The sequence below is a fragment of the Pueribacillus theae genome (genome assembly GCF_003097615.1).
GTDB classification, from domain to species: domain Bacteria; phylum Bacillota; class Bacilli; order Bacillales; family UBA6769; genus Pueribacillus; species Pueribacillus theae.
The window spans coordinates 21,439-47,229 of sequence record NZ_QCZG01000029.1; the positions used below are offsets into that span (position 1 = coordinate 21,439).

General features: G+C 37.9%; 18 protein-coding genes and 1 riboswitch. Of the genes, 4 read left to right on the plus strand and 14 right to left on the minus strand.

What is annotated here, in order from left to right; all coding sequences use genetic code 11:
* Nucleotides 1-18: 18 nt before the first annotated feature.
* The 6 genes from DCC39_RS13140 to DCC39_RS13165 all read right to left on the minus strand — a co-directional run bounded on the left by DCC39_RS13140 (nt 19) and on the right by DCC39_RS13165 (nt 9,220).
* Complete coding sequence (locus tag DCC39_RS13140) at nt 19-789, minus strand: enoyl-CoA hydratase/isomerase family protein (RefSeq protein ID WP_116555367.1); 771 nt, start codon at nt 787-789, stop codon at nt 19-21.
* 103 nt (nt 790-892) lie between these two features.
* Nucleotides 893-2,515, minus strand: a complete 1,623-nt coding sequence (locus DCC39_RS13145; protein WP_240613645.1) for an acyl-CoA synthetase — start codon at nt 2,513-2,515, stop codon at nt 893-895.
* Nucleotides 2,516-2,621: 106 nt separating this feature from the next.
* Nucleotides 2,622-4,196, minus strand: coding sequence for an acyl-CoA synthetase (locus tag DCC39_RS13150; RefSeq protein WP_116555369.1), 1,575 nt, complete (start codon nt 4,194-4,196; stop codon nt 2,622-2,624).
* Nucleotides 4,197-4,269: 73 nt separating this feature from the next.
* The gene (locus DCC39_RS13155) at nt 4,270-5,028 is read right to left on the minus strand and encodes an SDR family NAD(P)-dependent oxidoreductase (RefSeq protein ID WP_116555370.1); all 759 of its coding nucleotides are present in this window, start codon (nt 5,026-5,028) and stop codon (nt 4,270-4,272) included.
* Nucleotides 5,029-5,102: 74 nt separating this feature from the next.
* Complete coding sequence (locus DCC39_RS13160) at nt 5,103-5,885, minus strand: SDR family NAD(P)-dependent oxidoreductase (RefSeq protein ID WP_116555371.1); 783 nt, start codon at nt 5,883-5,885, stop codon at nt 5,103-5,105.
* Nucleotides 5,886-6,148: 263 nt separating this feature from the next.
* Nucleotides 6,149-9,220, minus strand: a complete 3,072-nt coding sequence (locus DCC39_RS13165; RefSeq protein WP_116555372.1) for a hybrid sensor histidine kinase/response regulator — start codon at nt 9,218-9,220, stop codon at nt 6,149-6,151.
* A 257-nt stretch (nt 9,221-9,477) separates the two neighbouring features.
* Between DCC39_RS13165 and DCC39_RS13170 the strand changes: the two genes are divergently transcribed.
* Nucleotides 9,478-12,573, plus strand: coding sequence for a hybrid sensor histidine kinase/response regulator (locus DCC39_RS13170; protein ID WP_116555373.1), 3,096 nt, complete (start codon nt 9,478-9,480; stop codon nt 12,571-12,573).
* A gap of 8 nt (nt 12,574-12,581) precedes the next feature.
* Here the strand turns inward: DCC39_RS13170 and DCC39_RS13175 are convergent, their stop codons facing one another.
* The 4 genes from DCC39_RS13175 to DCC39_RS13190 all read right to left on the minus strand — a co-directional run bounded on the left by DCC39_RS13175 (nt 12,582) and on the right by DCC39_RS13190 (nt 20,656).
* A complete protein-coding gene (locus tag DCC39_RS13175; RefSeq protein ID WP_116555374.1) occupies nt 12,582-12,797 on the minus strand; it encodes a hypothetical protein in 216 nt (71 codons plus the stop codon).
* Nucleotides 12,798-12,802: 5 nt separating this feature from the next.
* Nucleotides 12,803-13,369 (minus strand): class D sortase, encoded by a 567-nt coding sequence (locus tag DCC39_RS13180; RefSeq protein WP_116555384.1) that lies wholly within the window; start codon nt 13,367-13,369, stop codon nt 12,803-12,805.
* Nucleotides 13,366-14,490 (minus strand): response regulator, encoded by a 1,125-nt coding sequence (locus DCC39_RS13185; RefSeq protein ID WP_240613646.1) that lies wholly within the window; start codon nt 14,488-14,490, stop codon nt 13,366-13,368. Before DCC39_RS13185 ends, DCC39_RS13180 begins: the two co-directional genes overlap by 4 nt.
* Nucleotides 14,491-14,626: 136 nt before the next feature.
* Nucleotides 14,627-20,656 (minus strand): Cna B-type domain-containing protein, encoded by a 6,030-nt coding sequence (locus tag DCC39_RS13190; RefSeq protein ID WP_165820871.1) that lies wholly within the window; start codon nt 20,654-20,656, stop codon nt 14,627-14,629.
* Between the two features lie 464 nt (nt 20,657-21,120).
* Between DCC39_RS13190 and DCC39_RS13195 the strand changes: the two genes are divergently transcribed.
* The gene (locus DCC39_RS13195) at nt 21,121-21,294 is read left to right on the plus strand and encodes an aspartyl-phosphate phosphatase Spo0E family protein (protein ID WP_116555376.1); all 174 of its coding nucleotides are present in this window, start codon (nt 21,121-21,123) and stop codon (nt 21,292-21,294) included.
* A 405-nt stretch (nt 21,295-21,699) separates the two neighbouring features.
* Here the strand turns inward: DCC39_RS13195 and DCC39_RS13200 are convergent, their stop codons facing one another.
* The gene (locus tag DCC39_RS13200) at nt 21,700-22,098 is read right to left on the minus strand and encodes a hypothetical protein (RefSeq protein WP_116555377.1); all 399 of its coding nucleotides are present in this window, start codon (nt 22,096-22,098) and stop codon (nt 21,700-21,702) included.
* 499 nt (nt 22,099-22,597) lie between these two features.
* A complete protein-coding gene (locus DCC39_RS19650) occupies nt 22,598-22,732 on the minus strand; it encodes a hypothetical protein (protein WP_276309921.1) in 135 nt (44 codons plus the stop codon).
* Between the two features lie 264 nt (nt 22,733-22,996).
* A riboswitch (PreQ1 riboswitch) is annotated at nt 22,997-23,041 on the plus strand.
* Nucleotides 23,042-23,049: 8 nt separating this feature from the next.
* On the opposite strand from DCC39_RS19650, the gene DCC39_RS13210 reads away from it, so the two are divergent.
* Complete coding sequence (locus DCC39_RS13210; protein WP_116555379.1) at nt 23,050-23,535, plus strand: QueT transporter family protein; 486 nt, start codon at nt 23,050-23,052, stop codon at nt 23,533-23,535.
* 41 nt (nt 23,536-23,576) lie between these two features.
* Here the strand turns inward: DCC39_RS13210 and DCC39_RS13215 are convergent, their stop codons facing one another.
* Both DCC39_RS13215 and DCC39_RS13220 read right to left on the minus strand, forming a co-directional pair.
* A complete protein-coding gene (locus DCC39_RS13215; protein WP_116555380.1) occupies nt 23,577-24,410 on the minus strand; it encodes a hypothetical protein in 834 nt (277 codons plus the stop codon).
* Nucleotides 24,411-24,561: 151 nt separating this feature from the next.
* The gene (locus DCC39_RS13220; RefSeq protein WP_116555381.1) at nt 24,562-25,362 is read right to left on the minus strand and encodes an ion transporter; all 801 of its coding nucleotides are present in this window, start codon (nt 25,360-25,362) and stop codon (nt 24,562-24,564) included.
* Between the two features lie 152 nt (nt 25,363-25,514).
* Between DCC39_RS13220 and DCC39_RS13225 the strand changes: the two genes are divergently transcribed.
* On the plus strand, nt 25,515-25,727 hold the full coding sequence (locus tag DCC39_RS13225) for a hypothetical protein (RefSeq protein WP_116555382.1): 213 nt from the start codon (nt 25,515-25,517) through the stop codon (nt 25,725-25,727).
* Nucleotides 25,728-25,791: the final 64 nt, after the last annotated feature.

Sequence of the window (25,791 nt, forward strand, 5' to 3'; positions counted from 1 at the left end):
AACTTTACGTAATTTTAATTATTCGTGAGTAAATACCGGTTTGCGTTTTTCAACAAAAGCGCTTATCCCTTCTTTTGCGTCTTTTGTTTCAAAAAGCTCCGAAAATAATTGCCTTTCAATCACCAATCCTTCATCGAGAGGGAGTTCACTTCCTTCGTTAACGAGGCGTTTAATTCGGCTTAATGCTTGCAGGGAATGGTTTGCTACTTTTTCTGCGAGTTGAATAGCCGCTTTCATCCCTTCGCCTTTTGGCACAACTTTACTAATCATATTTAATTGAAGCGCTTCTTCTGCCGGAATATGATCTCCGGTAAACATGAGCTCCTTCGCTTTTGAAGGCCCGACAATTCTTGGAAGCCTTTGCGTTCCTCCTCCTCCCGGCAGCAGGCCAAGCTTCACTTCAGGCAATCCGAATTTGGCATGTTCTTCGGCAATGCGTATATCGCACGTTAATGCCAGCTCAAGGCCTCCTCCAAGAGCATAGCCGTTTATTAAAGCAATCGTTGGCTTTGGAATGCTTTCGATAAAATTAAAAACATTCTCCTCTTCAACCGGCTTATTTTTGTGCGGATTGCCGCTTTCATTAAATTCTTTAATATCTGCGCCTGCCATGAAAGCCCGTTCTCCCGCACCGGTTAAAATGATGGCGACAACTTCATGATCCGCTTTTAAATCTTTAAAAGCTTCCAAAAGCTCTGTTCTAACTTGATCCCCAAGTGCATTCATTGGAGGGTTGTCGATAACAACAGTAGCGATGCCGTTATTTTTTGTGACCGATATTTTCTCCATTAAAAATCTCCTTTCTTCCTTTTCATTTCTACGTCTCTATTCTACCATTTATTTAATATTTACAAATATTTAGAAGAAAATTAACATTCCATTCAAGCCTATGTTAATGTTTTACACGGTTTTTTCTAAGCAGGTAACGCTGAATTTTTCCACTTTGGGTTTTTGGAAGGCTTTCAATAAACTCTACTTCTCTAGGATATTGGTGTTTTGATAATTTTTTCTTTACAAATTCACTTAATTCCTGGCTTAATTCCTTAGACGGCTCAAAGGAATGGTTCAATACAACAAAGGCTTTTACAATCTCGCCTTTTGTTTCATCAGGCTTCCCGATGACAGCCGTTTCCATCACTGCAGGATGTTCCATTAAGCAATCTTCAACCTCTGTCGGTCCAATCCGGTACCCTGCACTCATGATAACATCATCCGCCCTTCCTTGGAACCAGAAGTAGCCTTCTTCATCTTGCCGGGCAAGGTCACCTGTAAGGAACCATTTCCCGAGTTTTTTTTCTGAAGTTTTTTCGGGTTTGTTCCAATAGCCCATAAAGTCGAAAGCGCCGTCTGACATATCGATGGCAATTTGGCCGGTTTCCCCCTGCTTTACTTCGTTCCCTTCACTGTCAATAAGCCCTATTTTATAGCTCGGTATCGGCAGTCCCATGGAACCTGGTTTTATCTTCATATCTGTACAATTGTAGTTATTTACGATCATTCCGGCTTCTGTCGCCCCGTAATGATCATAAATGGCTCTTCCAAAATTCTTTTCAAAAAAACGAACGACCTCACCGTTTAACGGTTCGCCGGCACTGCTGAATTTCTTTACTTTCAGATCATATTTCTTTAGAAGATCCGAGCCTGCTGCCATCATCATTCTGTATGCAGTCGGGGCATACGTAAAATTTGTCACTTTATATTTTTCCAATAATTCGTAAACCTTTTCTACTTCAAAAGGCCCTTTGTAAACGACGATCGATACACCAAGGCTCAATGGCGCGAAAACACAAGCCATTAATCCATAAGACCAACCCATATCAGCGCCGCCAAAAAATATATCATCTTCTTCAATGTCGAGGGCGTATTTCATATAGGGATAGAGAGTGACAATGCTTTTGTGCCCGCTTGCCGCGCCTTTAGGGAGCCCGGTCGTTCCGGAAGTAAATTGAATCACGCTTGGATCCTTTTCACCTGTTGGCTCAAGAATAAAATCTGCGGGGAATGAATCCACAAACTCCCAAAATGTCTCTCCGCTGCTCGTTAAACCGTCGGTCAAAAGAGTTTGAAAGGTGGCACTCTCATCATCAAGCTTGCTTGCCTGTTCTTGATTTGTCAGTAAAAGGCTAATGCCAGCCTCGTTTACACGATGCATAATCGCATCACGTGCAAAAGCTGTAAATAATGGAACATAAACGGCCCCTATCTTCCATGTCGCTAAAACACCTATAATGAGCTCCATGTCTTTCCCTAGCAGGCCTGCCACCCGATCCCCTTTTTTAATGCCGAGAGACTTGAGCACATGAGCCATTTGATTTGATTTATCTTTAAGCTGTTTATACGTCCAGGTTTGAGTAGCTCCTTCCCGATCTTCCCAATGAATGGCGATCCGATTCGGATCGTCTGCCCAGCGGTCGCAAACCATATTAGCCATGTTTATAGGTTCGCCAGGACTCCAATTAAAGAAGCTGTACACATTTTCCCAAGAAAAGTTCTCTACAAGTTCTTTATAGTTCATTTGCATCACCCCGATAAGTTTTTAAAAGAATTTTCCATGGATTTTGCTGATCGGATCACGCTGACCAAGCTATTTTTTCAATATTACATCTCTCCAAGGTAAGCGTTTACAACTTTTCTGTATCAAGTGCTTCTCTTGCTTCTTTTTGAAGCACATACTTTAAAACTTTACCGGAAGCGTTGCGGGGCAGCTCATCTATAAATTCAACATATTTTGGCTTTTTATAGGATGCTAGATTTTGCTGGCAATACTCAATAATTTGTTCCGCTGTTAATCTTTTATCTGGTTTCAATACAACGACAGCTTTAACACTCTCACCCCAGTCTTTATCAGGAACTCCAATGACTGCACATTCTAAAATTTCTGGCAATTGATAAAGCACTTCTTCAATCTCCGCAGGGTAAATATTTTCACCGCCGCTAATAATCATGTTTTTCTTCCGATCAACGACATAAATAAAACCTTCTTCATCCCTTTTAACTAAATCTCCGCTGTGAAACCATCCGCCTTTGAATGCTTCTTCTGTCGCTTCAGGGTTTTTATAGTATTCTTTCATTACCGTTGGACCGCGGTAAACAATCTCACCGACTTCCCCGACGCTGACGTCATTCATATTTTCGTCTACAATTCTCGTTTCAACATTGATCATGGATTTTCCGACTGAAGTGGTTTTTCTTAATGTGTCTTCTCCTTTTAAATAAGTAGTAGAAGCTGTTGTTTCCGTTTGGCCAAAAGTGTCACTCAGTTTCGCATTCGGAAAGCTCTTTAATATTCGCTTTTTTAGTTCCAATGGAGTAATTGCAGCACCTGTCGAACAAGTGGTAACAGAAGACAGATCATACTTATTAAAATTAGGAACTTGGAAAAGGAAATTCCACATAGCCGGAACGAGGAAAAATGAATTGACTTGTTCTTTTTCAACAGACTCGAGCAATTTTACCGGATTAAATTCCCGCAACAGAACGGTTGTACCGTTAGCCAGGCACGACATGATAATAAGATTAAGACCTGCAATATGAAATAATGGCACACAAATTAATTGCTTTTGGTATAAGTCTGTTTTTCCTTCAAACATGATATTTTGCAGGTTCAAACAAATATTTTTGTGTGTTAAAACGGCTCCTTTTGGCCGGCCGGTTGTGCCTGAAGTGTATACTATAAAAGCTGCGTCCTCATCAACCAAGCTCTCGCAAGGGTGATATGCTGCTGCCGTCTCATAGATAGACTCATAGTTTACAAATTCTTGGTGAAGCTGCTCTGTGCCAACAACAATGATTTGTTCCAGCTTAGGCAATTTGTCCCTAATTGAAAGAATCATTTCTTCATACTCTTCATCAATAAACAGCAATTTAGAATCTGAGTTCTCTACAATATATCTGACTTCTTCTCTTTGCAGCCGAAAATTCACCGGTACGCCAACACCACCAGACAATGCAATCCCAAAGACAATTTCTATAAATTCAATCGAATTTTTCATCATGAAGGCAACCTTGTCATCGCGGCCGATTCCTTGCATCTGGAGCCATCCTGCCAAATGCGAAGCCCTATGATCCATTTTTTCATAAGTGACTCTCTCATCCTCAAAAATATAGGCTTCCATTTCCGGTGTCTTATGGACCGTGCGCTTTAAAATTTCACCAACGAGAAGCTGTCTAGATAAATGTAAAGAAGAGCTGGTCATTATTAAAAACCTCCTTAATTTTATTCTGAAAACAGCCAGGATGGCTGAAATTGCCGCATTGATTTATTTATGATTATTTTCTTCCTCCATCTAATGGAATAATTGCTCCAGTCATATAGCTTGAAGCATCTGAAGCTAGATAAAGAGCAATCCCGACAATCTCTTCCGGTTCCCCTGCACGTCCAAGAAATAAACTATTTTTGAATTTTTCTTTAAAGCCATCGCCCCAGGCTTTGGAAATATCCGTTAAAAACGGCCCGGGCATAATGCAATTCACTCTTACTTTTGGCGCATAAGCTTCTGCGAGTGCCTTTGTCAAATTGTTCAACCCGGCTTTTGCAGCAGCATATGGAACTTCAATCGGAGCAGGATGAGTCGCCGCGATGCTCGAAACATTGATTATCGAACCGCCGTCTCCTTTTGACATTTTGTCTCCAACAAGCACCGAGAGTCGAAATGGCCCTTTCAAATTGAGGCCAAGTACACTGTCCCACATTTTTTCGTTCACATCGACCAGTGAGTCATAGAGCGGTGAACTTCCTGCATTATTGACAAGAATGTCAATTTTTCCAAACTCGTTATATACATTTTCAACAAGCTGGTTGACTTCCTCCCATCTGCCAACATGGCATGCATACGGATAAGCCCGGCGGCCTAAAGCTTCAATCTCATTTGCAACTGCTTCACAAGCCTCTCTCTTTCGGCTGACAATGATGACATCAGCACCCGCTTTCGCAAATGCCAATGCCATTTCCTTGCCCAACCCGCGACTTCCTCCGGTTATGAGTGCGTTTTTTCCTTTTAATGAAAACAACTCTTCGATTGACTTCATTTAACACCCGCCCCTCTTCTGTCAGAGTAACTTACTGGCTTACTGTTCGATACCATTTGGTTATTGGACTATGATCATGTAATCAAATACCCGCCATCAACAAGGAAATCTGTCCCTGTTACATAAGAAGCTTCCGGTGAAGCTACAAAAGCAATGACATTCGCAATTTCATCAGGGTGTCCAACCCTTCCAAGAGCCGTTTTTTTCTGAATAAATTTTTGGAAACGATCATTTTTTACAGATTCCTCTATTAATGGTGTGTCCACAAAACCAGGAGAAACCGAGTTCACTCGAATGCCATAGCGTGAATATTCATTAGCTAATGCAGCCGTCATGTTAATGACTCCGGCCTTTGCTGCACTGTAATGCGGAAAGTTAGTTGCTGACCTATGCCCTGATAAAGAGGATACGTTAACGATGGCACGGTTTATATTTTCTTGGCCATTTTTTTGAGCCCCATCGATCATCAGCTTTCCAAGTACCTTTGATACATAAAACACACTGTTTAAGTTAAGCTTTAGCACTTCTTCCCATTTCTCAAAAGTTGTCTCCTGAATCGTCGAGTACACTAAACCACCGGCACTATTGATCAAGACCGTCAAATCTCCAAACTTCTTTTCAACATGCTGAGCTAAACGATCAACATCATCCTTCGAAGTAACATCACAAACGAACGGGAATACTTTTCCTTCACCTTCTTTTTCATTAATTTCAGCAGCAACTCTTTCCAGTTTCGATTCGGTTCTGCCGCAAATAATGATCGATGCTCCCTCAGATGCCAACCTTTTGACAGTGGATTCGCCAATTCCACTTCCTGCTCCAGTTACTACTGCCTTTGCGTTTTTGAATCTTGCCACTTATTTTCCTCCTCATAAATGGTGCTTGCCATTGAATCACCAATTGGCGAACCTCAAATTTTCTTTCTATATTTAAATATAATCGATTAAAAATTCGGTTTCAATAATATTCGGAAAGTTTATTCCTTATTAAATTGCTTATATCAGGGGAGCTGCGATGGGAACGCCATGTCCCCTTCTGAATCCAAAAATTTGTCTGTATCACATTCCCATTTGACAGCCAATGTTCCCAATTGAAAAAAGAAGTCAAGCGCTTCGGTTAATCAATTCAGCATTTTTGGTATTTTAAATGAGATTGTCGTTCCCTCGCCCAATTTACTTTTGATTTCAAGGCCTTTGCCATAAAGTTGTTTTAATCGCCGGTCGATGTTGAGCAAACCAATTCCCGATCGCTTTCCTGATTTTCTGTCCAATAGTTGTTTGAGCCTCTCTTCATCCATTCCTTCACCGTTATCCATTATAGATACCTCAATAAATTGCCCTTCATCTTTAAGGCGGATGCGGACTTCTCCTCCTTTCGCACGCTTCAGTATACCGTGATCAATCGCATTTTCCACGAGAGGCTGAATCGTTAGTGGGGGAATGTCTGATTGAATGTAGTCGTCCACATCCCAGACTACGTGCAGTCTATCACCAAAACGTTCCTTTAAAATAAATAGGTAAGAACGGACGAGCTGCAGCTCGTCATTCAGCGGGGCAACCCCATCGGAATTTTGAAAATCGATACTAAGCCGAATGTAATTAGATAGCTCCTCGATCAGTGCATCCATTCGATCCAAATCAATTCTGCCGAGTGCAGCTATTGAATTAAACGTATTTATAATAAAATGAGGTTTGATTTGCGCTTGCAGCCATGCCGCTTCCATGCGTAGCCTTTCACTAACTGACCTTCTCAATTTAGTTAGCGATTGAACCCTTGATTTGAGTTCCACCGCATTCATCGGCTTAGTTACATAATCATTAGCGCCCGCTCGAAATCCAGCTTCTATGTCCTCGTTCCGGTTGTATGCGGTCAAAAGCAACACGGGAAGTTCTGTAATGGAATACTGGGCTCGGATATGCGAAGTCAATTCATAACCGGACATATTCGGCATCATTACATCAGCAATGATGATATCCCATTTGTATCTGTCTAGCATTGACAGCGCGTCTTGACCATTGGTAGCTGTAAAAATTTCGTAAGGCGCCATTGAAAAAGTACTTTCTAGCACTTTTAAATTCACAGGATCATCATCAACGGCTAATATCCGGATTGATCGGGATGTACTATTTTCATCCGCTACATCACGGCTCCCATCAAAAGCTTCGGCCGCAGAGGCGCTTTGCTCATTTCCCGCTTCTGTCGGTGCACTCGTTACGTCCCTTTGTTGAGTGGAGGGAGTGGATAACCTGAGCGTGAACGTAAAAACCGATCCTTGATTCAGTGTCGAGCTCACTTCCAGTATACCACCATGCAATTCAACCAGTTGCTTGCAAATGCTAAGGCCTAGCCCGATTCCGCTGTCATTCAGTATAGCACCACGGGAAGCTTGTTCATACGGCTCAAAAACTTTGTCCAGAAATTCCTCATCTATACCGACTCCATTATCAGCAATCGAAATTCTAGCCCAGCCTTCCTGAACATAAGCACTGACAGACACCTCGCCGTCATGCGAATATTTTACCGCGTTGTAAAGAAGGTTAAATAAAATCTGATTCAGTCTATTTTCATCGGCGAAGACATCCGGAAAGTTGCTTGGAATCCGATTAACCAGTTGTATTGTCTTCCCGTGGGCCATAAATCGGAGCATATCCATAACGGCTTCTGCAACACTATGAACAGATACGCCTTTAGGGTGTATGGCAATACGGTTTTCCTTAAACCTTTCTAGTTCAAGCAAGTCATTTAACAATAACGACATGCGGCGGCCTACGGTAATCAGCAATTCCAAATCTTGTACGCTTTTCTTCCTGATCGTACCTTTCTCCCTTTCCACAACCGCTTGTGAAATGTTTAAAATACCATGAAGTGGATTTCGCATCTCATGGGCAACAGTAACTAAAAAGTCGTCTTTTCGCTTGTCGGCTTCCTGTAGCTGAATGGTCATTGTTTGAGAATCAGCCAATGTGCTGAAATATCGTTTGAACCAATACGTAGCAAAACAAATCATCGCAATCATAAGGTCAAACGGATAAGAAATCATTTCAATTTTTAGAACATTAATGATTAGCAGCCAAATAAAGCTATAAACTGCAGAAATCACGGCCAGCAGCAAAAGGATGTTACTCTTATCGATCCATGTTGCCGAACGGTACATCACCGATATTGTTAATATGCAAGGAATGAGCACAACAATGCTGTAAAATTGTGTTAAAACCAAATTGTACGAGGCGGGCAAAAATAACGTCACTAACGCAGATATGCCGCACACAGTGACATAAGGGATTACCAATTTGGCACGCAAAAAGTCAGGTAACTGTTGTTTGATAAACTGCAGCAAAAAATAGCCCCCGGCGATCAATGCAAGATTAGTAACCTTTATACTCCAATCAAAATGAAAAGGAAACCATGCAAACAATAAACGTTCCCCAATAAGCGTTCCAAGAACGACACAAACGATCATGAAAGAAAAGTACAGAAACCTTCTATCCCGGTTCCCTACCAAAAATATTATGAAGCTATACAAAGCGTGTAACATATAAATGATACATGCGACAAGAACTACATTGATGGCAAATCCAGTGTCCCTATTAAGGGGATCCGCTAAGCCGAATTTCAACGAGCGTATAATACCTCCGTTACGAGGATTATCATAGTTTGCAACCTGAATAACGAGTTCGATTTCACCCGCCTCTTCTAATGTAAAGTATGTCGTGTAAGGAACGTTCAATGGTTTATATTGTTGTCTATTCTTCCCAGGTTTCCCCGACCGTGCAATCAGCTCCCTGTTAACATACACTTCCGACGAGCTGCTAATGTTTGGAAGGCGAATACCGTAAGTTTTACCTTTTTCCTGATCGACCAGTATCCGCAAACGGTAAGATCCAAAACCGTATGTACTGGATGCCTCGTCAGCAAAATCCCAATTCCCCGGAACTTGAATAAATTCACTTCCTTTTTCGGGAAAAAGGGGATCCGCATTACGCTGCATCAGAAGCGTATTTGGGTAAAATTCCCATTCACCATCAAGCGTAATCGAGGAATCTGAGATTTGTTCCCAATTCCGTAAATCTAGCACACCCTGATTGGCATGTGGGTGATTTGGTGTCGTATAAAGATTAAGCCATACAAAACGAAAGACTGTAAGAATGGAAAGAAACACTGATACTATAAAAATGACTTTTTTAATTGGCATCAATGAACCTCCCGCCTCTTAAAACTTTCCGTTTTTGAAATGGGAGTTTCCTGCAAAATGCAACAAAGCAAGCATTCATCCCCACATACCAATTGCAAATATTGGATCACTATTATTAACAGGGTTAATTTAAGAAAGTTTGCACTTTTTCAGTGTATTATCTATTACTATATACTATAATCTTAACAGCGGCTTGCTTTAATGATACAAAATCGATTAAGGGGATTGCGCTTATTTTATCGCAATAATTATAGAAAATGACAAAAAGAAAAATTTTCCTTTTTACAAGTTTATTTTTACTCATCATTACTAGTTTTCGGATTGTCTGGATTACCTCTAACTTAATGCCTGATCAGCCCCAAGCCAAACGAGGAGTATTAGATCTGCGAAAATGGGACTTTTCAGAAAGCCCAATCTTAACACTTGATGGAGAGTGGGAATTTTACCCTAATACACTATTAACAGCTGAACAGATAGAAAGCCATTCTTTTACCGAACAAAAGGAACTGATACCGGTTCCAAGAAAATGGAACAAATTCATTCCTAACGAAACGAATTCACCTTCTGACTTTGGAACATACCGACTTCGCATCCTAGTAAATGAAGATACAAAGCAATTATACGGATTGAAAACGCCCTCCATCCGAACAGCATATACTGTATTTGCAAACGGGCACGCCATAATTGCAAATGGTCATCCGTCAGAAAAGTTTAACAAACACCAGGCAAATTACACGCCCGATTTTGCATCGTTTACAGCAGGTTCGAATGAAGAAATTGAGATTGTTATTCATGTATCAAACTATGAATTTCCCAATACGGGTGGAATCACTAAATCGATTAAGTTTGGTACTGATTCTTCCATAAGCAACAAGAATATGCTGTCCATTGGTCTACAGGTTTTAATGTCTGTTATTATGTTAATTCATGGGATATATACTTTGATTTTATTTTTTTTAAGACCGAGGAAAAAGGAATTCCTTTTCTTCTCATTAGCGATGTTTTGTGCTGCGCTTTCCATAATGCTTACAGATGATAAATTGCTAGTGGCCTGGTTACCTACTACTTTTGAATGGACTTTTAAATTAGCTAGACTATCCTATGCAGGAATCGCGCTATTTTTTCTTCTATTTATTAAGCATTTTTTTCCGTTATACAAGAAGAATCGGATCATTCATTTTTTTAGTATTTTTTTAATCACTGAAGCTATTTTTATCGTTGTCACGCCATTAAAGTACACCATGCTGGCATTGCCTGTATTTTTTATTTTAAGTGCACTTTCGTATTTCGCCATTTCAATTTTTATTTTAAAAATCCTTTTAAAAGGCACACAACAATACTTGCTTCTTTGGTTTGCTGCAATAAGCACCTCTTCCAGTGTAATTTGGGGAATTATTCACACCAGTTTCTTTACTTATGAGCCAACGTTCTATCCTTTTGATCTTATTTTTGCGCTTTTTACTTTTTCTGCATATTGGTTCAAACGTTTCTTCCAAACGACTGATGAAAATGAAGAATTGGTAAAAAAGCTACAAAACGAAGACAAGCGAAAAGATGGATTTCTTGCCAATACATCACATGAGTTACGTAACCCATTACACGGTATGATTAATATCGCAGAATCGATCGTAACTCACGAGAAAAACACTTTGAATGAAAAAACGAAAAATAATCTGGAACTACTCATTACAATCGGTCGACGGCTGTCGCTTATGCTTGACGATTTAATTGATATAACGCGCCTGAAAGAACAAGGGATTCGCCTGAATAAACAACCTGTTTCTATTCAAACGATAACTTCTGGAGCTTTCGACATGATTCGATTCATGGCGAAAAATAAGAATATCAAATTCAACATCGAGATTCCTGAATCATTCCCTCCTGTCTTAGCTGACAAAAATCGATTGATTCAAATTTTGTACAACTTGCTTCATAATGCAGTCAAATTTACGAATGATGGGGTCATTTCTATTCATGCGAGCGTTCGAAACGGTATGGCGTCTATTCATATAAAAGACACGGGAATTGGCATCGATAAAGAAACACAAAAAAGAATCTTTCAACCATATGAACAAGGCAATCCGAATGTAACAGCAAACGAAGGCGGACTTGGACTTGGACTAAGCATTTGCAAAGAACTCATCGAGATGCATGATGGGATGTTGCAAGTTAACTCCGTTCCAGGTAAAGGCTCTGAATTTACCTTTACATTACCTCTTGCAGAAACATCGGAGCATTTCAACGAACAACAGCATAAAACAGTAAAAGAAGAAATGGCAGTTGATACCGATTCTCCGTTAACTTATGTCGACGCTACAAATATAGCTACAGATAACCAATTAATTGAAAGGCCAAAAATATTAGCGGTAGACGATGATCCCGTTAATTTAAAGATTTTGTCCGATATTTTGCCGCCCGAACAATACGAGCTTGTAACGGCAACAAGCGGTAAAAAAGCACTCAGCTACTTAAATCAAAAAGAGTGGGATTTAATGATCGCTGATGTTATGATGCCTATTATGTCAGGGTATGAACTAACGCGAAAAACGCGTGAATTATTTTCTATCACAGAATTGCCTATCCTGCTATTAACGGCAAGAAGCCAACCCGAGGATATCGTTTCAGGCTTCCTCTCGGGAGCTAACGATTACGTAACAAAACCACTCCGCGGATTAGAATTAAAAACCCGAGTGAACGCACTTACTAATTTAAAGCAATCGATAAATGAACGGCTGCGCATGGAAGCTGCATGGCTTCAAGCCCAAATTCAGCCCCACTTCTTATTCAATACATTAAATACCATCGCTTCACTTAGCGAGATTGATTCAGATAGAATGACCTCGCTTCTAGAGGAATTTGGAAATTATTTAAGGAGGAGCTTTGATCCGCAAAACTTGCAGCGAGTCGTCCCACTTGAGCATGAACTCGAACTTCTACGCTCTTACTTATATATCGAAAAAGCACGTTTTGGCGATCGGCTACATATTGAATGGGATATAGATGAAACGATCAAACAGATCCAGATACCCCCTCTTTCGATACAGCCACTCGTTGAGAATGCGATTAAACATGGAATCTTAAAGCGTATTCAAGGCGGTACAGTCCAAATTAAAATTACCCATTTCCTTAATGACACAATCATAACCATTATCGATAACGGAGTTGGGATGGATAGCGAAAAAGTACGACAGTTGCTTTCTGAAAAAACACAAGGAATTGGTGTTAACAACACCCACCAACGCTTGAAGAAATTATATGGACGAGGATTACAAATTCACAGCATTCCAAATCAAGGAACGACGATTCATTTTAAAATACCAAAAATGCCACCCCCGCTTGAACAAAAAAGCTAGATGCGTCTTCAATCTGCCAACGCATCCAGCTTTTTAATTTCGTTCAAAGATTGCAGTTCAATAAAACAATATGTTCTACGACTAGAGATGGAAAGCTTTCTTAAAATTTCTCTCGCTTTACATTCGGCTGAATAATAATCTTTCGCCTCAAGTAAAGCTAATCGCTCTTCAGAGTCTTCCAGAACGTAAGTAAGAATATATTTCATTTTTCCCTTTTCTCCCATTCTATTTACTCCACAGGATAAGCATAAATAATATATCGATCCGGCGCAGAGCCGATATAACTGAACGGATGACATGTTGACAATGTCAACACTTCCTCACCTTTCGCTCCGATCACTGTTCTGTCATCTGCACTCACAATCTCTGATTCTTTCATCTCGTATTCAAATTTGCCATAAGGCATTTCTACAATAAAGCGATCACCAACTTCCAACTCGCCAAAATTCCTGAAAACCGTATCTCTATGGCCCGATAAAAGAATTTGCTCTTTATCTCCAGGAAATACTGTGTCTGAATAATGTCCGACACCTTTTTCAAGCATTTCTTCATCAGTTCCTTCTACAATAGGCAACAAACCTTCAATTTTGGGAATATGAAGAACTCCAATCACATCATTTTCTTTTGGAGAAAATTGGCTTCTACTATTTGGTTGATCTTTTTTTTGCGAAACAAGCTGTTCAGCTTTTTCCAACGCTTTCGTTGTGCCTGCCTTATGCTGATAGATTTGATAAAGCGAGACTGTTAAAAAAAACATTCCCGCCACAATTAAAATAATGCTGAGTATATTCCTCATCGTAAATTTTTCTTCCAATTTCGATGCCAGATTTGTACCTCTTGTCTTGGTCTAACTGAAAATTCGTCTGCCAGCATCTTTGTTAATTTTTCATATTGCTGTTCAACATAATATCGTTCACCGAGTCTATCGTACAATTGCATAAGCATAAAATAACTGTCCTCCACGTGGGGATGACGTTTCTGTATACGATCATACAGCTCAACTGCCTTTGCATATTCACCATTGGCAACTAAAAATTTACTCACTTTCGTGACATGGTTTAGCCAAAGAGTTCTAAGCCTTTCCCTCTCATTTTCAGCCCATATGAAATCATTTTCAGCTAAGTAATCCCCTTGAAATAGATCTATTAATTTTTGATGCACTGGCAGCGTATCTCTTGTAACGGAAGAGCATTCATTGATCCCTTTCTCCCATTCATCGACATCCACCTTAACCTCGTTCAAATCAAGCATGTAACTATTCTCATGACTTGTTATTCTAATATCAAAATTAATTGAGCCAAGCGTCTTGCGTATTTGGTAAATCGCTGTATATAATTGCGTAAATCCTTTATCCCAATCGGTGTCGGGCCAAAACAAATCGAGTATCATATCTTTGCGCACAGGTTTTTGACGATAATGGACGAGGAAGGCGAATAGCTCTCTCGCTTTGTTTGTTCTCCAGCGAACATCCAGCTTTTGGGACAAATCATTAGACCATTTAAATTGAAGGGATTGGAAGCAACAGATCATTGGAGCACGGGTAGGTGCTTTTGGGTGTGTATTGCTTTTGTTAAGACGGCGGATGGTTTCAACTAATCGCTCATGCCTCACGGGCTTCAACAGATAGTCAACAGCATTTAGTTCAAAAGCTTTAACAGCATAGTCACTGTAAGCTGTAATAAACACAATATTTGTTTGGGGAAAGGAACTTTGAATCTGCTCAGCAACCTCTAGCCCGTTTAACTCTGGCATTTCAATATCAAGAAAAACAACGTCCGGCTTCGTTTGTAAAATTGCTGTTAATGCTTCATTTGGATTAATGAATACTCCAATAATTTCAATGCCGTGAATATCTTTTACTATTTTTTCAAAATGAGCAAGAATTAAAGGCTCATCATCAACTAAAATAGCCCGCACAAAGCATCCCCCTTTTATTATATTATCGTCTCATCCATTCGAAATTTAATTAGCATCTACATATGATTTCTGATCATTATGATTATTATATAAAAGGAACTTTCACACACAATGCAGTATGTGAAAGTTCCTTTTGCTATGCAGATCTCCTTCTATATAATAGAAGAGCAATCCCAGCAATAAGTAGACTTACGCCTATTAAAATTAAGTTAAAGAAGTTTGTTGCTGTTTTCGGTAAATTGTTGCCAGTTTTTCCGCTGTCATCATCCGGCTTAGTTGGTTGTGTTGTATCTGTGCCCAGTACTTTTCCAGGATCTGCAGGGCCCGTACTTGGAACTTTTGGATCTGTACCCGGGTCTTTTCCTGGATCTTTAGGATCTGTGCCTGGTTCTTTTGGATCTGTTCCTGGATCCGTTCCTGGCTCTTCAGGTTCTGTAACAAGAATGTTTGTTATTTCAAATCCAGCATCTGTTTCTTTAACGGTTGATTTGTATCCTTCAACTGGCTGCTCCGCAACTGTGTACGTATACTCTTTACCTTCTTCATCATATTTATCTAAACCAGTAAAGGTATATTTCCAATCAGTGTCGGCTGTTACTTCTTCTGTATGGATTATTTTGCCATTTTGAAGAAGATCAACTTTTATCATTTCTGGACGGTTTGATGAATTATCGTCTTTCCATGTTTTTGTTACTTCAACAGATGTTGTACTTACTCGCAGATTCGTGATATCGAAGCCATCTACTGTTGATTCGTAACCTTCTACCGCTTCTTCTTCTACAGCGTATTCGTACGCAACTCCTTCTGAATCATAAGCTTCTAAATCTGTGAACTCATATGTCCAACTGCCAGCTGCTGTTACTTCTACCGTATCTATTACTTTGCCATTTTGCAAGAGGTTCACTGTAATTGCATCGGGGCGATCGTTGGAATTATCATCTTTCCAGCCTTTTGTTACGATAATAGATGTTTTATCAGATCTTGTATTCGTGATGTCATATCCATTCACTTCTGATTTGTAGCCTGGAACACCTTGCTCTTTTACAGTGTAGGCATATGCTTTACCTTCTTCATCGTACTTGGCTAAATCTGTGAAGCTGTATTTCCAACCATTTTCTTTTGTTACTTCCTTCGTGTCTACTACAACACCATTTTGAAGGAGGTTTACTTTAATGGATTTTGGACGATCCTTAGCGTTATCGTCTTTCCATGATTTTTTACCTTCTACAGATGTTTTGCCCACGCGTACATTCGTGATATCGTAGCCTTCTACAATTGATTTGTAACCGGCCACTGGCTTTTCTCCGACTGTGTATTTGTAAGCTGCACCATCTTTGTCAAATTCATCCAAAATAGAGAAGCTGTACTTCCAGTCAGTTTCAGCCGAGACTTCTTGCGTATCAATCATCTTACCATTTTGTAAAAGATGAACTTCGATCTTTTTCGGACGTTCTTTGGAGTCATCGTCTTTCCAAGTCTTTGTACCTTCTACGGATGTTTTGCCTACACGAAGGTTTGTGATATTGTAGCCTTCTACTATCGACTTGTAACCTTCTACCTTTGCTTCATTAATTGTGTACTCAATTGCTAAACCTTCATTATCATAGGCAGGTAAATCTGTAAAACTATATTTCCAATTATCTTCAGCTGTTACTTTTTTAGCGGCTACTTCTTCGCCATTTGCTAGAAGCTTAACTGTAATAAAATCTGGACGATCTTTTGCATTCCCATCCTTCCATGTTTTGGTTCCTTCAACATCTATTTTCGCTGATTTCGTGTTTGTAATATTCGTTCCATTTATTTCTGCATGATATCCTGGGACGGGTAATTCGTTAATCGTATAGTTAATTACTTTGCCTTCAGAATCATATTTAGGTAACTCTGTAAATGTGTATTTCCAATTATCATCAGATGTTACTTCTTTCTCTGCAGCAACCGTGTCACCGTCTAATACTTGAACAGTGATCGATTTTGGACGTTCTTCTGAATTGCCATCTTTCCATGTTTTTTCTCCATCTAATTTAGTCTTTTCAATATTAATGAGATTGACTCCATCAATATTCGTAATATATCCATTTACTGGAACTTCTTTAATTGTATAATTGATTTCCTTTCCACTTTCGTCATACTTCGGCAAGTCTGTAAATGTGTACTTCCAATTGTCATTAGAAGTTACCTCTTTTTCTTGGATAACTGTATCACCATTTAATAGTTGAACAGTAATTGACTCTGGACGATTTGTCTCATTGCCATCGATCCATGTTTTCTCTCCGGAAACATTGACGACTGCATGGTTATCAATCGTAATTTCTGTTGTTTTTCCGATTTCAATTTTAATATTCTTAAGCTCTTTTGCATTTTTATATCCTTTGGGAGCTTTAATTTCTTTTACAGAGTACTCACCAAAAGGAACATCTGCTTCTGCAATACCCTGTTCATTAGTCGTTAATGTGAAGTCTTGATTTGTTTCCAAATTAGTGATTTTGAAAGTTGCATTTGCTAGCTTCTCTTTTGTTACTGCATCTTGTTTGATGATTTTTGCTGTGCCTTCTTGACGTTTGTTTTTAATCTCAACCGTTTTGACCCCATCAGGCATCTGATCACGTACAAGTTCGATTTCTAATGGTGTTTCAGCTAAATAGCCTTCAGGTACCGTCTCTTCTAATGTGTACTTACCATATTTTAGTCCTGGCCAGTAAAGTTTACCTTCTGAATCCGTCGTTCCTTCTCGAACGGTAATTTCTTTATTGCCGATTTTTGTTTTTAATACGAAAGCGACATTTTCAAGTGGTTTGTTCGAACCAGCTTCAAATTTCTTCAGGTGAAGATCTCCAGTGACACCTTCGGCGCCACCGCCGCCTGTACTAATTCCTACATGAATAGTATCTACTTTTTCTGTCTGTCCAACTATTTCACTATTTGAAGAAACATTTGCTAAATTTTTTAAGTCAACAGTTTCTTGAGCCAATATATAGGACGAGTAGCTTACGATGAACGTTTCATTTGTTTCCTTAAATTCATTAATAAATTTCAGCTTGAACCCGTTTCCGTTCACTTCTAACTCATAATCTTCATCGGCGGCTAAAGTCTCGTTTGATCCTTCTTTTGTCACTTTAATCGTATCTTCAAGTAAAAGCTGTAACTTTTCATCGCCCAAATCATCAGCTACGATTATATCCGTTAATTTAGACTTTGATTTGTTTACAACGATTTGCCAATCAATTGTCCAATCTTCTTTATTGTGGGCACCTTTTTTACCTAAAAATTCTCCTTGATGAGGCAATTGAACATGTGCATTTAAGTTATGCGTTTCGTCTTTGCGCGGGATAAATTGTGCTGTGTTTTCATATTTTTCACCGCGGTTATAGATGCCATCTTTGTCAACGGTTTTAAATTCAATACGATAACTTTTGTTGATTTCCCCGAAATCAATAGTAATTTTATCGTTATCTATAGTAGTTGTATTTTTGAATTGATCCGTTACTTCATCGCCAACATTTACACCACCATCAGACTTGATAGTAGTTTCATAAACTTTAACTGAGCCTTCTACTAGTGATTGATTGTCTGCAATTTTATCTTCGAATCTTGCATTATCTAATTTTAACTTGTTGTAGTTAATATCCACTGACCAGGTGATTTCTTTTGTTTGTTGATTAGGTTCACCTTTTTTCGCACCGTTGCTTTTCGTTTGAGTATTTGGATCGACTTTGTCTTCAAGGTCGAGCCCATATTCTGTTCCGTCGCTCGTTTCATATGATAATTTTACCTTGTTAACGAAGTTTGGTTTTTTGTCCTCGCTGCCAAAGTCATAATCAAATGTTGTTTGGTAAGTAATGGTATAATCTCTAGTTATATTACCAAAGTCTATCTCAAAGCCTTCATCATTTTCATTAATGTTAATTTTGGCATTAGCTGCCTCAGGCTCAATCTTTATTGAACCATTTACAAGTTTTTGACCGGATCCTGAAAAGTCATCCTTTAACTTGAAATTGCGCAAATCTTGTTTATCTGCATTGATTGTGATTTTCCAATCGATTGTTTTAGTTTCATAGTTAATCGCAGCATGCTCTTTTTTACCCACTTGCTGGTATACGCCTTGACTGCTTGTTTTTGTTTCGCCATCAAGCGTTACTTTATTTGTAATTTTTCCATCATGGGTAATATATTCGCCTTCTTTTAGCTTCGTTTTATATTTGAAGATAAACGCTTTGTTCGTATTTTCTTTCAATGTGTATGTCACTTTATTGCCTTCTATGTGATATCCAAATATGCGAGAAGCGTCGGAAGTTTTCGTAGCATTGCCGTTTTCATCAAAGGCATCTACTTGTAAAATCTCAATGTCAACAACTTCAAATTTATCATTGTACTGTTCCTTACCGACAGTAAAGGTAAATTCGTCTGTTACTGTATCTCCTTTTTTAAGATTCTTTTCGTTAAAGTTTGCTTTCACTTCCCATTCTACTGAGCGGTCCCCTTTATTGAAGGCATTGGATGTTTTCACAAGTGATTCAGGGCGTGTAATAGAAACGGATGCACCTGCTTGGGCACCGTCTTTATTATCCGAAGTCAACCTCGCAGTATTTTTATAAACAGTTACGCCTTCTTTATCTTTTTCTTCTTCTTTCACTTTTGTTTTAAACGTAAGTTTATAAGCTTTATTTGTATCGCCAAGTTCAAGCAATAATTTTTCGGCCGTTGACTTATTGCCATCACCAACGTCTACAACGTCTTTTTCTTTAATAATGACACCTTGTAAATTTACTTCAGCTTCCTTCAATTCAATAGAATCAATAATTAACTCTTGCCCAGCTAATATTTCGTCTTCAATGATTGCCTTTGTTAATGACTCCCTTGTTGTATTAACAATCACTGTCCATTCAATTTCATCTGCATTGAAATTATTGCCATTTGCCGGTTTACCGGATTTAGCGATTGCTTGCCCACCCTTTGGCTTATAGTTCACAGCGATTTTTTCTACAACCTCATCGTTCACTTTAAATTCCAAAACATCTTCTGTTGATGTCAGTTTTTCTTCATTTAATTCTGTCTCTACATGAAAATATCCGTGGACAAATGAATGATTTTTAATGGATTCATTAAAAGTGAAGGTAACCTTTCCATCTTCAGTAACTTTATACGATCCGAATTCTGATAACTCACCGGTAATCTCATTATAAATTTTTAGTTGTTCAGGTAATTGCAATTCGAATGTATCACCTGCGATGTATTCATGGTTTTCAGGCAACTCCCAATCGAATTTTAGTTGAAATTTATCTCCCGGAGTAAGGGTGTCATTTTCTTTAACAAATGTACCATCAGATTTTTCTAATACTAACGTTCCATTTTTAATGATATTTTCCTCGATTAGTTTTGGCTCTCGTTGCTCTTCATCATTTAACACTTGAATATCTGAGTCTGATTCAACCTTTTCTTTGTCTTGAGTCTCTACTGTTAAGTTTTCTTCATCATTATCTTCAATATCTTTGTCTTCATCTTTCGCTGCTTCTTCCGTCTCCGCGATTACTTCGTCTTTTTCATCTGCAACTTTTTCGTCTTTTTTTTCTTCTGCTTCCACATTTTGGTTTTTCTCATCTTCCTTTTGAATTTTTTCCGATTCCTGTTTGGAATCAACCTCAAAAGAAACATTGATAACCTTTTTTTGTTCCTTTAAATTAAAAGGAATAGATATTTTTTCATTACCGCCTATAATTTCCTTATTAAAAGCTGCTGCAATCGTTAACTTTCCACCAGAACCAGCATGGTTTTTTACTTCTTCATTGAAAGTAACTGTTACGGTGCCGTCTGCAGCAACATTGAAAGTGCCTACTTCTATATTATCCGACGATGTTATTTTACCTTGTTGTTTCTTTTGAACCTTTAGTTGCGCAGGAAGCTTAAATGAGTATGTATCCCCGCCGTTTACCTCCAACCCTGTTAAGGTCCAATCATAATTCACATTTACCACGGAATCTAAGTTTGATAGATGATTATGATTTTTACCGGCATCGATAATTGAACCATTTTCATCCTTCAACTTCACGTTTGTCAATATACTTTGTCCTAGTTCCTTTGCTATTGCCGTATGGGGAACCCCGATTCCACCTGCAATCGTATGGGAAACTAGAATAAATATGAACGCAATAAGACTTATTTTTTTTCTCAATTCCATTCTCCTTTCATCATTTTCAAAAATATTGCTTGAAACAAAAATTATTTCATCGTTCTCCCGCAATACGAGACTTTCTCCTTACGAATCGTTGCTTTTATCCCTGCATTAGATGTCTTAACATCACTTTGTTCGCTATTTTGATTGTGTCTAATGTCCTTGAAATATACATTGCGTTTCTGAACATTTTCTGAACAAAAACAGTATAAAACCGCTTTTGCAGCGGATTTTGCCATCTAAATTAAGATGTTCATTATTTTGTTACAGTTTAAATAGCAAAACTTCCAAGCTTAAGACGGTCTGAAATATGTTTATATTGACGTTTTTTGAATCCCTAAATCATGGATATTATTTTTAATTTTCTAAAAACTGCAACAAGCTTGTATTTTATTAAAACAATTGCTAAAATTCTTTCTTGTATGTTTAGAAAATACTAAATAGGGAGTTTTGAGAGGGTAGAAATGAATAATGTTGAAAATGATGTAAAACAAAAGCTTTTACATGAAATTAAACTTCTAAGAGATGAAATGATTTTTTCTGGGGTAACTAAAGGATTAAATCATGACGAAACGTTAGAACTTAGTAGAAAATTAGATCAAGCCTTGAACATATACAATTCTTTAAAGTATAGGTGAGTTAGGTTTCCCACGATGATCATTAAGACCTGCTTCCCCGAGTCCCGATACGTTTTTACCTAGCGATAAATATAAGTAAGTATGTCAGGAAAACCAAGTTCCTTAGCAAGTTCTTTATATGCCATTTCACCTTCAAATTTATGGTTTTTGCCTTTTTTAAGCCAAAATAAATCCCTTATATAGCAGTATGGTTTTTTCATACTGTCTACACAAAAGGGATAATATCACTCACTTGCCAGGCTTAAGGTTGGTTATTTTCGTTTTTCAGACAGTTTGGACACGATTAGCACACCAAAAGCGAGAATATTCTCTTTATCAATACCCATTAACAAAAAGGCTAGTTTGTTTTCATTATAGACATGTTTTAAAGACTAATAATGGCATTCCACTATTGCATACGTTAGCTTAATAACAGACTTCCCCACCAGGCAATGTAAATACGTCAAATCCATTGTCCCCTTGTAGTGTCCATCCCTCGAAGTAACTGCTAGCGTGAAATAATTCAAAGGTAAGATTATCTTCAAACTCTATAATAAATATTAGCTGTTCATAAAATGAAATGTTTAATATCTTCTTAGAAACGAGTAGATTTTTTACGTTTTTATGTGAGAATTTTTTTGGTTCGGATATACAATCTGTTTCACCTAATATAATTTCTTTACCTTTCCGAATTCTCCAAGGGCATTCGATCATTAGCCATCCTTTTTGAAAAATAATACCCAAAGGCAGATTTTCATCAATATTTACATCTGTTACAACTTGTCCGATAAAATAACTAAAGTCTATTTTATTTAAATTTTCCATTCAACCAACTCCTGAAAAACCGTTTCTAATGACAATAATTCCGTAATTAAGTTTGTATTCCTTCTTCAACTATTCCTTCCTTTCATTGATTCCTAATTCAATTCATGCGCCTATAGTTGAATAACGATGCCCATAATTATTTCAAAAATGACGGAACAAACTAACGTCCATATTGTTTGTATAATCACAAAAGAACTTAGTACACTGTGATGTTTGATGTTAGCTATATTTTTAGCAACTTTTAGATTGATTGGCACAAAGAACACGGAAAAAAGTAGTCCTCCTTGAAAGTGAAATACAAAAATGAATAATTGCTAAGTTAGCAGTTAAATCTGCTACTGCGCCTCCAATTAAAAAGAACGGAAAACCAGCCCATATAAAAAAAGTTAAAACTAATAGGACTGATGCCATGACAACTAACATAAAGTTACTTTTAAGCACCCTTAAATAAGTTTGAAAATATAGACTCATTATTTTCCACCTTCTTATTTTTTAACAATTATAAAAATCCATTAAAAAATTGTTCTTTAATATCTTTACTTTCCTTTTCTAAATCCTTGACCGCTTCCGTAAGGAAGAAATAATTACATTCTAAGATTTGATAAGCTAGAGGAAATTTAAATTTTTTCTTCATCTAGTCACCTTCTTCGTCTATTGAAAACGTCTTCTTTTTTAAAATTTTAAAGGCAACTTAGCCATTCCAACACAATCCGACAAAAAATTATAAAAGAAAGATGGAACAACTATGGCAAAACAAAAAATGACTAATTACTTGGCGCATTCATTAAATTCTTGTTTATTGCGGCCAGTATGACAGGAAAAGGCATTGGGTAGCTGCCAGAACAACTTTGTTTTGACAGCCGAACAACGATTCTATTATACTTATGAATTGTGAAGAATCACCGTGGTTCGAAACCATCCCACGTAAAAAAACTAAGGAGCCAATTGAATATGAATGTAAAAACGCTAGTAAGCAACGGTATTTTAGCGGCATTGTATATTGCTGTATCCGCACTAATCCAACCGTTTGGATTTACGAATGTACAATTCCGTGTGTCGGAGATATTTAATCATCTTGTTGTTTTTAACAAGAAGTATATTTTCGGAGTGGTGTTAGGCGTCTTTTTTACGAATCTTTTTTTCTCACCGTTAGTTGCATACGATCTCATCTTTGGTGTCGGGCATTCGCTAATTACACTACTTATCCTAATCGGTGCAAAGAAATTTATTAAAGGAATATGGCCACGCCTCCTTTTTAATACCGCTCTCTTTACGTTTACGATGTTTATTATCGCGTATGAATTAAAGCTGGCTTTTGGGGTTCCTTTTTTCTTCGGCTGGCTTACAACGGCAGCCGGCGAATTAACAGTGATGCTTATTGGTGCGCCGATTATGTATGCGCTAAATAAACGGATCAATTTTTCTAAAATGGTCTAATAAAGAATAGAAGCAGTGAAACTTTTCGGTTTCATTGCTTCTTATGTTTCTGCGATAGGCAAACCTACATCTTGGGCGATCAACTTTACTGCTTCATCATATGTAAAAAGGATCATTTTCTGGCTGCCATGGAGGGATTCATGCATAAACGCTCCAATTTCTTTATCTTCAGGTTCATCCCCAAGATCATAGCGTTCAAGGAAAGCCGGATTTGGATCATCAAGAACCTTTAAAATGCCTTTGTTTTCATAGGTTTTTAGAATGTCTTTCACAATCGGAATAACATTTTCCCATAAATCGAATTCATATTCACCCAATTCATCAAGTACTTCATAAGTTGAGTTGCTTATCGTTAATTGAATAGGTTCTTCAGCCAATTCGGCAAGAATTTCGTAATCATGAACAAGCATTGATGCATCAACCGCAATGGCATACCCTTTTGAATGTAAATTTACAATTTGAGCTTTTCTTTCTTGATAAAATTGCTCTATGCGTTTTTCAATTAATTTTTTCTGTCTGCCTCTCGCGCAAATTCCTGCATCGAGCAATGATAGAAAAAGCAATCCTAAAAGATTCAATTCAAAAGTGCTCTCACTCAAATGAATCCATTCGATTTTATTTGCGATTGTAAATGCAGTAACGGCTCCTAAAAAGAAGAAGCCTCTTAAAAAACGCCGGCTATATGCTTCCCCGAAGCCAATTCCAATGCTTGAAAAAACAACAGCAAGAAAAACGCTTGCATTCGGTTTAAATAATTTTGGGTGGACTTTCCAAAAATAGAAAAAACCGATGAAATGAAACCCGAGAAAATAGATCGTCCATTGAACAACTAAATCATTGTTTATAAAATCTTTCACTAAAAAAGCAATGCCCATAAAACCAACTTCCTTTCTTCTTAGCCTTATACAGTCTATCAAAAACAGAAAAAACTTTTCCCTTTTTTTATAAAAAATAAGGAAAAAGTCTGATTCTACATCATGAAATCACACTGATAACCGAAGCCGCTTTGCCATCACGTTTCTCTATTCATTTTTTCAACATAGTTTTTAGTTCTTTTATGTCTGATTTCAAATCTTCAATTTCTGATGTATCATCTTTAATTTCTTTCGTCTCTTTTTCAATTTCTTCCGATATTTTCTGTGCATTATTTACAATTTCACCAACAATAAGATTAATCATGATAAACGTAGCAATAATGATAAACGACACAAAATAAAGCCATGACCAGCCAATTTCTTCGAAAATTGGCCGAAATACACCACTTGCCCATGATTCTAATGTAAAAACTTGGAAAAGCGTGATAAGACTAAGTTGCAAGTTCCCAAAGTACTCCGGCGCGATTTTTGAATAGAATGCTGTCCCAATCACCGCATAAACATAGAAAATAATTGACATGACGATAATAACACTTGTAATCGTTGGTATCGCCATAAACAACGCACGGACTACTCTTCTTAAAGAAGGAACGGCAGTAATGGCACGCATTACTCGAAGCACCCTAAAAATCCTTAACACACTAACATAGGGAGTATTATAGAGAATGACGCTTCCGAGCACGATAATAAAATCAAAAATATTCCAGTTGCTCTTAAAAAAACTTGCTCTTTCAACAATAATTTTTAGAGCAATTTCAATCGCAAAGATAATTAAAATGATGTAATCCAGCAGAAGAAACATTCTCTTGTTCGGCTCAAAAACAGCCGGGTACGTCTCCAACCCGATCAAGATCGCATTGACAATAATAAGCACTGTAATGAACATATTGAATTTATGGCCATTGATTAACGCTGCAAGCATCGTTCTTATTTTTGAATTGTTCCCACTCATCCTGCAAATCCTTTCTTTTTACGGCTTAGACTCTTTTACTTCACCCCTACCTTTTCTTTTCATTGTACAAGAAATAAATATGAAAAAAAGAATGAATTCATGTATAATTTGCGAATGTAAAACCAAGCTATGAACGAAAGGAGTTGAACCCAATGCCGAGAGAAAGTGATGATGTTGGAGTTGAAACAACACCAAACTTTGATGGAAGGCGTGAAAGTATTTTAAATGACGCAATTGGCAAAAAAATGGGCATCAAAATAGATAAAAAAGAAAAAAACCCTTATAATGTTGCTGAACTAAACAATGAAGATATGAAAGAATTCGAAGGGCTAATGAGAGGGAACCCCGTCGACAACGAAAGGTAAAATCAAAACCACCCGTGTGAACGGGTGGTTTGCTCTACGGCTGAAAGCCTTTGTTACTGGCCAG

Coding starts and splice junctions, on each gene's coding strand:
- DCC39_RS13210 (WP_116555379.1), top strand. CDS start 23,050: ATGAATGTAAAAACGCTAGTAAGCAACGGTATTTTAGCGGCATTGTAT.
- DCC39_RS13155 (WP_116555370.1), bottom strand. CDS start 5,028: ATGAAGTCAATCGAAGAGTTGTTTTCATTAAAAGGAAAAAACGCACTC.
- DCC39_RS13195 (WP_116555376.1), top strand. CDS start 21,121: ATGAATAATGTTGAAAATGATGTAAAACAAAAGCTTTTACATGAAATT.
- DCC39_RS13220 (WP_116555381.1), bottom strand. CDS start 25,362: ATGAGTGGGAACAATTCAAAAATAAGAACGATGCTTGCAGCGTTAATC.
- DCC39_RS13175 (WP_116555374.1), bottom strand. CDS start 12,797: ATGGGAGAAAAGGGAAAAATGAAATATATTCTTACTTACGTTCTGGAA.
- DCC39_RS13215 (WP_116555380.1), bottom strand. CDS start 24,410: ATGGGCATTGCTTTTTTAGTGAAAGATTTTATAAACAATGATTTAGTT.
- DCC39_RS13170 (WP_116555373.1), top strand. CDS start 9,478: ATGACAAAAAGAAAAATTTTCCTTTTTACAAGTTTATTTTTACTCATC.
- DCC39_RS19650 (WP_276309921.1), bottom strand. CDS start 22,732: ATGAAGAAAAAATTTAAATTTCCTCTAGCTTATCAAATCTTAGAATGT.
- DCC39_RS13145 (WP_240613645.1), bottom strand. CDS start 2,515: ATGAACTATAAAGAACTTGTAGAGAACTTTTCTTGGGAAAATGTGTAC.
- DCC39_RS13225 (WP_116555382.1), top strand. CDS start 25,515: ATGCCGAGAGAAAGTGATGATGTTGGAGTTGAAACAACACCAAACTTT.
- DCC39_RS13200 (WP_116555377.1), bottom strand. CDS start 22,098: ATGGAAAATTTAAATAAAATAGACTTTAGTTATTTTATCGGACAAGTT.
- DCC39_RS13165 (WP_116555372.1), bottom strand. CDS start 9,220: ATGCCAATTAAAAAAGTCATTTTTATAGTATCAGTGTTTCTTTCCATT.
- DCC39_RS13180 (WP_116555384.1), bottom strand. CDS start 13,369: ATGAGGAATATACTCAGCATTATTTTAATTGTGGCGGGAATGTTTTTT.
- DCC39_RS13140 (WP_116555367.1), bottom strand. CDS start 789: ATGGAGAAAATATCGGTCACAAAAAATAACGGCATCGCTACTGTTGTT.
- DCC39_RS13150 (WP_116555369.1), bottom strand. CDS start 4,196: ATGACCAGCTCTTCTTTACATTTATCTAGACAGCTTCTCGTTGGTGAA.